This window comes from Devosia sp. UYZn731 (genome assembly GCF_040546795.1).
GTDB lineage: Bacteria > Pseudomonadota > Alphaproteobacteria > Rhizobiales > Devosiaceae > Devosia.
On record NZ_JBEPOL010000017.1, the window covers coordinates 41,173 to 52,622 of the forward strand.

The 11,450-nt window shown below is 59.5% G+C and carries 7 protein-coding genes and 1 pseudogene; 3 read left to right on the forward strand and 5 right to left on the reverse strand.

The window, feature by feature from the left end; genetic code table 11:
• Window positions 1–351: 351 nt before the first annotated feature.
• From ABIB57_RS25675 to ABIB57_RS25690, 4 genes are all read right to left on the reverse strand, one after another.
• Window positions 352–1,917, reverse strand: coding sequence for an ATP-binding protein (locus tag ABIB57_RS25675; protein WP_354044229.1), 1,566 nt, complete (start codon window positions 1,915–1,917; stop codon window positions 352–354).
• Window positions 1,827–3,428 carry a GAF domain-containing protein gene (locus ABIB57_RS25680; RefSeq protein WP_354044231.1) on the reverse strand — a complete coding sequence of 534 codons (1,602 nt, stop codon included), beginning with the start codon at window positions 3,426–3,428 and terminating at the stop codon, window positions 1,827–1,829. Before ABIB57_RS25680 ends, ABIB57_RS25675 begins: the two co-directional genes overlap by 91 nt.
• Before the next feature lie 118 nt (window positions 3,429–3,546).
• Entirely contained in the window at window positions 3,547–5,439 is a 1,893-nt protein-coding gene (locus tag ABIB57_RS25685; RefSeq protein ID WP_354044232.1) for a diguanylate cyclase, read from the reverse strand.
• A gap of 452 nt (window positions 5,440–5,891) precedes the next feature.
• Window positions 5,892–7,451: a cation:proton antiporter gene (locus ABIB57_RS25690; RefSeq protein ID WP_354044234.1), complete on the reverse strand. Its 1,560-nt coding sequence runs from the start codon at window positions 7,449–7,451 to the stop codon at window positions 5,892–5,894.
• 184 nt (window positions 7,452–7,635) lie between these two features.
• Here ABIB57_RS25690 and ABIB57_RS25695 point away from each other — a divergent pair, with 184 nt between their 5' ends.
• A complete protein-coding gene (locus ABIB57_RS25695) occupies window positions 7,636–7,809 on the forward strand; it encodes a hypothetical protein (RefSeq protein ID WP_354044235.1) in 174 nt (57 codons plus the stop codon).
• Window positions 7,806–8,057, forward strand: a complete 252-nt coding sequence (locus ABIB57_RS25700; protein WP_354044236.1) for a recombinase family protein — start codon at window positions 7,806–7,808, stop codon at window positions 8,055–8,057. Before ABIB57_RS25695 ends, ABIB57_RS25700 begins: the two co-directional genes overlap by 4 nt.
• Here ABIB57_RS25700 and ABIB57_RS25705 read toward each other — a convergent pair whose 3' ends face one another.
• Window positions 8,058–10,694 (reverse strand): putative bifunctional diguanylate cyclase/phosphodiesterase, encoded by a 2,637-nt coding sequence (locus ABIB57_RS25705; RefSeq protein WP_354044237.1) that lies wholly within the window; start codon window positions 10,692–10,694, stop codon window positions 8,058–8,060.
• Window positions 10,695–10,881: 187 nt separating this feature from the next.
• Here ABIB57_RS25705 and ABIB57_RS25710 point away from each other — a divergent pair.
• A pseudogene (locus tag ABIB57_RS25710) lies at window positions 10,882–11,450 on the forward strand (hypothetical protein); the annotation flags it as partial.

Sequence of the window (11,450 nt, forward strand, 5' to 3'; positions counted from 1 at the left end):
ACGGCCAAGTCACCTCCTACTTGCAAACCATTGTTCCGTTTATAAGCGAGTTCGCTGCGAGCAAAGCTGAAGATCTGATTTAGGATGTTTGCGTCTCAGTCAGAGGATTCCTGGTAATGAGCAGCGGAGTAAAGCTTATTCTCGCCCAGCAGCACGTTGCTGGGGCATATGTCTGGTTTCCAAGTTCGGGAACTATTAGCGGCCAGTCCCCTAGCCACCCCCTTTCGGGCATCGACCGCGTGGTGGCGAACGGCGTACGTTTTAACGGTCGCCCTTCAGGAGCAGGCAGGGCGCAGTAGCCCTCTTCCGTCGCGGGAATGGATTGACGGCTCGCAGGTCCAGTCTGAGGATCTATGACTTGGAGATAAGTTCGCGTACCCGCCTGCCGAAAGTCTCTGCCACAAAGGGCTTAGTCATCACGTGCATTCCTGGCGCTAGGTGCCCGTGGTTGAGCACGGCATTTTCGGCATAGCCCGTGATGAACAGGACCTGCAATCGCGGCCGGCCGGCCCGGGCGGCATCGGCGAGCTGTCGTCCGTTCATGCCATTAGGGAGGCCGACGTCGGTCACCAATAGGTCGATAACGCGGTTTGAGTTCAAGATCCGTAGCGCTTGCGGCCCGTCTCCTGCCTCGATGACGTTGTAGCCAAGCTCATCGAGGATCTCGACGGCGACCATTCGGACCAGGGGTTCGTCGTCTACCACCAGGATGGTTTCATGTCCGCTCGAGCGTGGCGCGGCGCTCAGGTCGGGCAGAATGTCCTGGGTTCCCATTTCTCCGGCATGGCGCGGCAGATAGATGCAGGCCATGGTACCCTGACCAAGCTCGGAATAAATGCGCACCGAGCCGTTGGATTGACCAGCAAAGCCATAGACCATGGAAAGGCCGAGCCCCGTTCCCTGACCTGTCGGCTTGGTGGTGAAGAAAGGATCGAAGGCCCTCGCCATGGTTTCGTCCGACATGCCCGTGCCTGTATCGCTGACGCAGAGCGAAACATACTGGCCGGGGGCCAAGCCACGTTCCTTAGCCGCGCGCTCGTCGAACCAGCGATTGGCGGTTTCAATAGTGAGCTTGCCGCCATCCGGCATAGCGTCGCGTGCATTGATGCAGAGGTTCAACAGGGCATTTTCCAGTTGGCCCACGTCGACGAATGTGGTCCAGAGCCCACCGGCACCTGCAACCTCAACCTCAATCTCCGGGCCGACGCTGCGATTGATCAAGTCGTGCAGGCCGACGACCAGGCGGTTTAAGTCAGCCGGTTGGGGATCGAGCGTCTGGCGCCGCGAGAACGCCAGGAGGCGTTGGGTCAAGGATGCCGCACGCTTGGCGCCGCCCAGGGCGCCGGTCAGATAGCGGTCCAGGTCGGATATCCGGCCTTGCGCCAGCCGCGTCTGCATGAGTTCGAGACTGCCCCCGATACCGGCTAAAATATTGTTGAAGTCGTGAGCCAAGCCACCCGTAAGCTGTCCAACGGCCTCCATCTTCTGAGACTGCCGCAACGTCTCCTCGGCCGCCATTAGCTCCTGGGTACGTTCGTTGACCTGGCTTTCCAAGGTAGAATTGAGGTCTGCCAGCGCCTGCAGGCTGGCCCGACGCTCCTCCTCGGACCGCACCCGCTCGATGTGGGCCCAGGATCGTTCCGTGACTTCACGGATTACCGCCAGTTCGTCGCGGGACCACGTATGGGGTGTCCGATCATGAATTGCCATCAAGGCCGTCAACCGCCCGTCCTTGACCAGTGGCATGCAGATGGTCGCCGCGATGCCGATATCCTGGAAGGTCTTCGCCTCGTGCGGTGCAAGCTCGACCAAATTGTCGTTGACTATCAGTGGCTCGCCCGCTCCCAAATTCCGGACTGCCAGTTCTCCGAAATCGGCGAGACTATAATGCCCGACGATCGATGGTGATCCTGGCATGGCCCAATCGCCGCGATGGTGAAGCCATCTTGGTCTTCATCCATGTCGGCGTAAGCGCAATTGGAGATGCCGAGGTGCTCCGCAACGGCACGCGTCGTGATGGCCAGGATTTCGTCGGCATCTTCGCTGCTGGCAGTTTGGCGCCCCAACCTGTCGAGAAAGGTCAATCGGGCCGCATTGGCGCGCAGGGTCGCCTCGGCCCGCCGTCGCTCGACGGCGGTTCTGGTCCGTTCGGCGACATCGCGGATAAAGGCCACTTCATCGGTTGACCACTCACGGGCATCTTCGTGGTTGAGATAGAGCAGCGCGACGAAATCGCCCTGTTCGGTGACCGGCATATTGACGAAGGAACGCGCGCTGATCGCCTCAAGTGCGCCCGCCATCTCCGCGGTGCGCGGGTCGGTTTCGGCGTCCTCGCAGATAACGGTGATGCCCCGCTTCAATTCCTCGATGTAGGATCCATAGTCACGGAACTTCAACACGCCGGCCAGGCTTTGGATGCCCGATGCATTCCAGTCCCGTTCGATGCTTATCGTTTCCGCGCGCGTGTCGATTGTGCCGTAGCCCGCGCGACTGACGTCAAACAGCTTGCCCAGTATCTCCGCAGTCGCATAGGCGAGAGCTTCCGGGTCTTCGATCGCCCTTAACCTGTCATTGAGTTCGACTAGCGCGGCCGCGCGGCGCTGCGACAGGTATCCTTCAGAGACATCGAAGCCCTCGCAGAAAATCCCGGATATCGTGCCGTCGTCATCATAGAGCGGCGCATAGATGAAGGTCAGGTATCGAGTTTCTTCCGGACCGTCGGGAGTACGGCGATAGCGGACCTGGGCTCCCTGGGCTTCAAACGTACGGCCCGTGGCATAGACGTCGTCTAGGACCTCAAAGAAACCCTGACCTTCGATGCTAGGGAACGCATCGCGGATGGTGCGGTCGATCCAGTCGGCGCTATTGAAGACCTCTCGGTGCGCGTCGTTGATGAATTCGACCACATGCTCGTTGCCGCGCATGATGATGATGAAGCCTGGCGCCTGCTCGAACAAGCGCCGCTGCCGCTCGGTCGCCACCCGCTCTCGCCGTTCTGCGGCGTAGCGGCTAGTGGTCTCTGTACAGACGCCGAACAGTCCTTCGACGAGCCCGCCACTAAGGACCGGATTGTAGGAGAACGAAAAGTGGGCCTCTTCAAGTTTGCCAAGCCGATCGAGCATCAGGCCGATATCGTCCATATGGACCGACTGCGCGGCAAAAACCTGATCGAACAGGGGTTGCAGGTCGGTCCAGGCCTCGGCCCATACCGTCGCACTGGGTTGACCGAGGGCCGAAGGGTGCTTTCTGCCCAGAATAGGGATGAAGGCATCGTTATAAAGCCAAATACGCTCTGGTCCCCAGCCTAGAAACATTGGCTGAGCGGAATTCAGCACAACATCGAGCAGAGTGAGGAGGGTGGAGGGCCAATGCACGCGTTCGCCGAGTGGCGTATTGCCCCAGTCGTGACTATCGATGAGGGCTCTCATCCCCACAGCGTTAGTGGATTTTGGATTGAATTCGCTGATGACTGCCCCCGTGCGTCGCCGTTTGCGCAACCGTTACAAACGCCTTTCCATGTATTTAGTTGCCCCGTCAACCGCCTGATCAACGGACCATTTCCCTAGCTTCGGGAGTGATGCGGCCATTGACGCGGTCGCGGCCCGCCGCCTTGGCGCCATATAGCGCTTGGTCGGCCCTGGATATCAGGTCGACGGCGGTCCGCTGGTGCTGGCCCTCACAATAGGAAGCAGCGCCGATGCTGACGGTGACGCGACCTTTCTCGCTGGCCCCATGAGGCAGGTTCGCGTCGCGGAGGCGTTTGGCGATTGTCAGCGCAATGTGGTAAGCCCCGTCTTCGTCGGTATCGGGCAACACAACGGCGAACTCCTCCCCACCATAACGGGCGGCGAGGTCCATGGGGCGATTGACTGCCTCCTTCATGCAACGTCCGACTGTGCGGAGACATTCGTCTCCCGCCGGGTGTCCATAGGCGTCGTTGTAAGCCTTAAACTTATCGACATCGATCATGAGGAGGCTGAGCGGCGTGCCACTGCGGTCGGTCCGGGCGATTTCCCTTGCAAGGACGGCGTCGAAGGTTCGCCGGTTTGGCAGGTCGGTCAACGCGTCCACCTCGGACAGGTGCTGGAGTTTCTCTGTCGTCGACCGCAGATCAAGTTCTAGGCTCTTGGCATCGGAGATGTCTGAGACGATGACGATGGCAGTTTCCTCGAGCGTTGGACGGGTGCGCAAGTTGAGCCAGCGTCCGTCGAACATTTGTATCTGTTCGTTCCCACCGTCCTTGAGAGCACCCATCGCCGCGTCGGACCAGGCGCTGCGATCGTCAGGCAATCCCAACTGCTCGCCAGTGTCCTGAACTGCCTGCAAGATGTCCCTTAGGTCCATGCCCGGCCGCCGGACAGCCTTGGTCAGCGGAAACAAGTCGCGATAGCGGTCATTCAGAAACATCAGCGTTCCCTCTTTGTGGAAGAGCGCTATGCCGTCAGCCATTTCGGTCATCACGTAGCTTAGCCGGTTGCGGCTTTCCCGAAGGTCGGCGGCGATCTGCTTGTCGCGGGTTATGTCTCTGGTCACGCCCGCGATGCCGATTACCTCGCCCTCATGACTGATGAGGGCCGTCTTGGACGTCGAATACCACCGGTCCTCACCGTTCGTATTCGTCATCATTTCCTCGACATCGGTGATGGAGCTACGGTGTTTCATGCTGTCCTGTTCGGCACCGTAAAGCTGGCGAGCGCGATCGGCGTCGGTGATGTCGAAATCGGTCAAGCCGACCATCTCACCTGGTTCCGCAAAGCCGTTGAAGGTCGCGGTCGCAGTGTTGACCGCCACGAACTGGCTCTTCCGGTTCTTGACGTAAGCGAAGTCAGGGGTCTGGACGAATGCGGCGGTGATGACCTCCCTCTCGGAGGCCTCTGCGCTGGCCGCGAGGATGAAGTATCCGGACACGAGCGTGGCGGCGAAACTGAGCAGACACACCGGCACTGCCACGGTCTGCCATGCGCTTTGGCTCGCGATGTCGGGGATAAGCTGAAGGCTGAGGAACGTGAATCCCGCGATGCCGCATGACAGCAGGATGACGCCCCAAAGCCTAACGGCTTTCCCCCGGAACCATAAATGACCCGCCAGTCCCATGAGAGAACTCGCGGCCAGCGCTATGCTGCCGGCCAGAGCCCCCTGGCCACCCAAGTAGAGGCGGTAGAGAAGGGGAGGCAGCAGGCTGAGAACCGCGACGAACGGCCCTCCGAACAACGCCGCCGTTCCGACTAATGAGGATCTCAGGTCAAAATAGGCACCGGGGTGTATCTCGATTGATAGAAGCATGGTCGCGACGGAGCCCGTGCCCAAAAGGCCGCCGAAAATGACTGTCTTTAGGGGAAGCAGTCGGTCGCCTAGGTGGCGTTTGATATGCACCCATATCGAAATCGTGAGGGCGCTGACGGCGAGATTGCCGATAAGCGAGTGCCAGATCAATTCCATTTGGGTCTCCTGCCCCAACTCTGGGCCTGGAGACTGACGATGGGGTTAATGATTGGAACAAAGTGATCGGCGCGACGAACTGATGGGTGCAGCCGGCAGAACGCTTCATTGAAATCAAGCTGGATGACTTAACCGGAGCGGGACATCTGTCTCAGAGCTATAACGATCTCGTCAGGGCTGTATGGCTGGCCAAAAAACTTGGCCTCAACGGGGAGTTCGTCGTGGTTGACCTTCCTAAGACCAGAAGTGATAACGATTTTGATCGGCGGCCAGCGGTTGCGTTGGCCTGCATTTATCAGGCATCATCGAGTTCGGGGGTCCGCGTGCCGTGGCACACGATTCCGAGACGCTTCTGTGTCGTCCCATTTTCGCTCAGGGATCAGCATTTGCCGATAATTGGGCGCAAACATGGCAATTCCCGACGCAGTACCAAGCCATGGCGTCTGAGGAGGCTAGTCCCGCAGACCGCCTGCGCCCAGCTCCGACCAGTCCAATTCCGCCTCAAGCGTTCTGAACGCCTCGTCGCCGATCTTGCCGGTAATGCGAAGCTGGTCGGATCGATTACGGGCGGCATCCAGTACTGCTCGCCGCAGGGAGTTGCCTGGCAGCTCATCCAGAGGCTTCTCCTCACCCGCGTTCGCGGGCTGCCTCATTTGGTATTCGCGGCGCACCTGCTCGGCTTCGTCACTGCTATCTGACGCGATGGCCGCAAGCCCCGCAGCATAAACGTCAGCCCGCGCCCAACTGACTTCGGTCGCCACCGGATCGTCGCTGGGAAGTTTTAGCGCCAGGATCAGCGGACCCAGCGTCAGGCCCTGTATCACCAATGTGCCCAATACCGTCACGAACGCGCACAGTAGTATTAGGTCGCGATAGGGAAAAGGTGTGCCGTCGACCAAGGTAAGCGGAATGGCGAAGGCAGCTGCGAGAGTGACGATGCCACGCATGCCAGCCCATGACAGAACCGCCGACCCTTTCAGCGTGTCCGCCATGCGCACGCCACGCTTAGTCGGATCAAGGCGCAGCGCGCGCACGATGATGCTGTAAGCGAAGATCCAAGCGAACCGGACACTCACGACACAGGCCAGCACCGCCACTGCCGTCAGCAGGCTCCCGGAGCGAGTTTCGGGCGGAAGACGTTCCCAAATTGGCCCGATCTGCATTCCGATCAACATGAAGGCAAAAGCATTGAGGACGAAGACGACGGTCTCCCAGACCGCAAAGGTCGGCACTCGCATGCGAGCGGCGGTGTTCAACCGTCCAAAGCGAGCCACTATCATGGCGTTGGCTACGATGGTCAAAATCCCCGACAATCCGAGATACTCAGCCAGCGTCCACAGCCCGAACGTCATGGCGAACTGGGAAATGACCGCTGTGGGTACATCCTTGAAGATGTGCCGCATGAAGCGCTGGAACAGGAAGCCAGCCCCACCACCAAGCGCGAGGCTGCCAACCACGGTAATGAGCAGCTCGGGAAAGAACTTCGCCGTTTCCATCCCGCCCGTCATCGCCGCGACAATAGCGAACCGGTATATCAACAATGCACTCGCGTCATTGATTAGGCTTTCCCCTTCCAACACCATACGCAGTCGATGCGGCATCGGCAGCTTGCGCAGCACGGCGGATGCCGCTGCTGCATCGGGCGGCGCGACAATTGCGCCCAAGGCAATCGCCACCGGCCAACTCATATCTGGCACGAGCCATTTGACCAGCACCGCAACTGAGATGGTCGATACGATAACGGCAAACAGGGCGAGACCAATCAGCGTTCGCCAGTTGCGCAGCAAATCCCGCGGCGACGAGTCATAGGCGGCGTCAAGCAGAACCGGGGCAACGAACAGCGTCAAAGCCAATCGGGGATCAAGGCTCCATTCCGGCCCGACTGGCAGGAATGCCAACCCGGCCCCACCCAACGCCAGCAGCGAGGGGTACGGCAGAGACAGCCTCGCGGCCAGCGCCGACAGCAAAGCTGCGCCCAGCAGCAGAATAATGACCCATTCAAAAATTTCCACGCTGTACCCATGAGTGTCGGTCCAGTGAGCATAGACGACCCGACCAACGAGCGCCAAGTGTCCGTTGAAAATCGATTATTGGCGACAGTGTAGCCTCAGGCTTTAGGTATGAGGTGACTTATGGGCCGCATCATACGAACCCTGAGATACAGATTGCCAAGCTCGAGCCGAGGACTGCGAGATCGTGCGGTTGCAGAAAAACTCGGGCGGCAGCGGCGAGGGACGGGTCGAACTGGAAACTGTGATTGAATTTTCCGACCGGGCGACGAACGTGGTTGCCCGGCTTGATCAGCTCGGGCGCGACAGCCGTGGCGCCCTCAAACTGATCCACGAATGCGAACAGCGGAGGCGTTCGTGACCGTGCTGGACCCCTACGTTTTGGCGCGGGATGAGATGGGGCATATCGTGCTAAAGGTTCTCGGCATGGTCGCGCAGATGGAGCGTCGTTTCACAAGGGAATGCGCTGCCGTGGCGCCTAATGGCAATGGAGGCAATGGCAGGCCGACACCCACACCGGTTTACATTCAACCGGATGTCGCTTTCCCACATTGGCATGCAGTGCTCGCATTGATCGCTCCAATCCAGAGTGGTGTGGTCCACCGCTAGTCATGACTCGGCGCTAGCGGCGGGTCCTGCAGGAGTTGCCGGTGCAGCCGCTACTTCGTGGGAACTCGGCTCAAGACCAAGGACTTCGGGGGACGACGGACGTCCGAACAGGTACCCTTGGCCAATTTCGCAGCCCAAAGCCGCCAAATAGTCGCGTTGGTGAGCGGTTTCCACGCCTTCGGCAACAACGGTTTTGCCCAGTCGCTTTGCCATCAAGATGATTGTTTCCACTATGGCCTCGTTATGTGTATCGGGGAGCGGGCGAACGAAGGCCTGGTCAATCTTGAGCTTGTCGATCGGCAGGCGTGTCAGATAGCTCAGCGACGAGTATCCGGTGCCAAAATCGTCCAGCGCAATGCTGACCCCCATGCGTCGAATCGTTTCCAACGCGCCGAGGATCGAGGGATCGTCTTTAATAAAAAGGCTTTCGGTAATCTCAAGGTCAAGGCGCCGCGCTGGGAATCCGGATTTGGACAGGGCGCTTGTCAGGCTGGCGATAACGTCTCCCAGTTGAAACTGCACCGATGAGACGTTGATGGACAGCCTTCCGTCCCATGACCAGAGTGCCACTTGGCGGCAGGCCTCATGCATGATCCAATCGCCTAGCCTGACAATCAGGCCGGTTTCTTCGGCCAGGGGGATGAAGTCGGCAGGCGAAATCGCCCCCAGCTCTGCGTTCTTCCAGCGGACCAGCGCCTCGACCCCGACCAACCTATTGGTCGCCAGGTCGATTTGGGGTTGGAACAGCAAGTAGAATTCGTCTCGTTCCAGGGCTTGCCGCAAGGCGATGTCTTTCAGGCGCCGCTGGGTTATCCTTTCACTTTGGTCAGCACTAAACGCCAAGGCTTTTGCGTTCTGGATCCGAGCTTCGCCCAGAGCGACGTCGGACTGCCGCAGCAATTCCGCAGCCGAATAGTCGCCATTGCTCACTGCAGTTGCGCCATAGCGCGTGTCGAGGATGATAACGTGGCCGTCGATAAGATACGGCTGGTCCAGCGCACTGGCGATCCACCGGCACAACGCTGTCAACTGCTCCGGATTCAGCGCGTCTGGGCGGCTCCAGGCAAACAGGTCCGAGCCGATCCGGGCCGGCTTGATAGCCAAGTGTTGCTCGAGACGTTGAGCCACATGGGCTGCGGCTTGTTCGCCGACGTCATGGCCAAGGCTAGCGATGGCCGCATCCAGCCGACCCAGATGCACCAGCACGACGCTGGCGGGCTTACCGCTTGTAAGCTCAGAATCCAACGCATCAACGAGCGCCTGACGCGAAATGGCACCAGAACTGAGATCATGCGTCGCGAGATAGGCCAGGCGCCCTTGCTGGCGTAGGAATTCGCGCCACCGCAACGCCCGTTCGTTCAACAGGCCCGACAATACCAACAGTCCGATCGAAAATTGGAACAGCGCTGTGGCGAGCACCGCCCCCTTTTCCCGAAGCGCCAGCCAAGCCAGGATTTCGACCAAAACGATGAAGCCGGCGCCGGCCGCGGCCAGAACACCGAGTGGCGTTTGGCGACGCCGCGCCTGCACGAATGCACCCGCGGCCAGAAGGGATAGCAGGAGAGCCGGCAGCGATCCCAAATCGGTGAGCAGACGCCCTGCCTTCAGTGTTTCCGTTGCCTCGAGCTGTACGAGCGGTCCGGGGATGACGCCAAAGCGAGGCACCTGAAAAAAGTCGCGCAGCTCGATGGCACTGGCGCCGACTATCACCTGCTTATTGGCGAACAGTGCTGGATCAGGGGTTCCCGAAAGCACTTCAGAAGCGCTGATCCGGGCGATCCTCTCAAGATCGATCCCGAAATCCATCATCAGGGTTGGGCCCGATGCCGGCGCCGCCGGAACCAGCGCTTGTGCCACAGACGGAATGCCGAGTTCGGGAAGCCCCGTAGGAACGGACTGCAGCAAACTGGTGCCATCGCCATCCACGTTGACCAGGACCGAGTTGGCCTGCGCTGCAAAGCGCGGCAATGGGCCGTTAAGAACAATTTCACCAGCGCTGGTGGTCTGCTGGAATGCGGCGAGGAACGCGTATCCCCCGGCCCGTTGTAGTGCCTGTTCTAGTGCCAGGTCACCCTGTGGCGTCGATGCACTGCTGAAGTCGATATCGAACACAACTTCAGCAGCGCCTAGGCTCATGAGCCGATCAAGAATTGCCGCATGGACTTGCCGCGGCCAGGGCCAGACGCCGACGTTCGTCAGGCTTTTTGAATCGATATCGACAAACAGCGTCTCGCCAGACGGCGCGCGGTCTGTGGCCTGAAAACGCCAGGTACGAATTGCCTGGTCGATCGGCGCCAGGCCACCCAAAAGAGAGGCTACCCACACCACAAAGACGCAGGCGAACGCGATGACGCCGCCACTGATTGCGTTCCAGTGCCGCACGGCAAGGGGTCTCACCACTTGCCCACCATTGCTGCGCCCACGTCCGTCGCCATCTTCGCAGCGGCCATTGCCATTACCGTTGGCGCTGAAGTTGCTGCTATTCTCAATCCCACTGCCGCTACCTTCGAGTGCGCTATTTGCATGTTTCCAGTTAGTCGAACCGTCTGAGGTCGTCCGCCGCGGAACCGCTTCACTTTCTTGCCTGCTGAAGTATTCAGCCGCCGAGCTTGCCAAAGCATTATCTCGGCTCTTCACAAAAACGGTCCGTCGCTATAACCGCCAATACGGTGAAGAGAGGGTTGCCGCCTTCTCCTCCTGGTTTGGTAGCTCATCATGCAGTTTGTTGGAGCCATAGAGCCTGACGCCCCGCTTCTAGACATCGGCGGTCAATCATGTTGGGCCGAAGTCATCCTGCTCCGTTTGCTCAAGGGGCTTCTGAATCGTGGCTGTGACCGCGGCCGTTAAGCTCGTGGAAACCATAATCAGAGAAGCTAACTTGGATCATAAGGGTGTTTTCATGCTTCGCTTGGTTCTGTCTATTGGTTGTTTGATGCTGGCCCCGATTGGAACCGCCTCGGCTGGATCGATGCCCACATTGCCGGAGCTTCCCCCATTGCCCACCAACTATGTGAGCCAAGGTCATAGCGGGGCTTACGCTGGTATCCTGTCGGGCTATTCTCGTGGTGCAGATAACGGGCTTGGCATCGGGCTGGTGATCGGCAACACCTTTTCGGCAGCAGATTTGCTTCTTGGGGTGGAAGCAGTGGCGTTTGCAGCAACTCGTGGCGAAGTCACCCTTGAAGGGGACATTCGGGCTGGCTTTGGTCTAACCGACACCATCAATGTTTTTGGCACAGCTGGCCTGGGCCATAGCTTCGATACGGATGCCTTTTTCTCGGTTGGAGCCACCTTAGAAGCCGATGTTGGTGATGGCTGGCTGGTTCGGGTCGATTACCGGTACAACCACGACCTGAGCGGGGACGCGGGCACCCATAAGGTGATGACCGGTTT

Coding starts and splice junctions, on each gene's coding strand:
- ABIB57_RS25675 (WP_354044229.1), bottom strand. CDS start 1,917: ATGCCAGGATCACCATCGATCGTCGGGCATTATAGTCTCGCCGATTTC.
- ABIB57_RS25680 (WP_354044231.1), bottom strand. CDS start 3,428: ATGAGAGCCCTCATCGATAGTCACGACTGGGGCAATACGCCACTCGGC.
- ABIB57_RS25685 (WP_354044232.1), bottom strand. CDS start 5,439: ATGGAATTGATCTGGCACTCGCTTATCGGCAATCTCGCCGTCAGCGCC.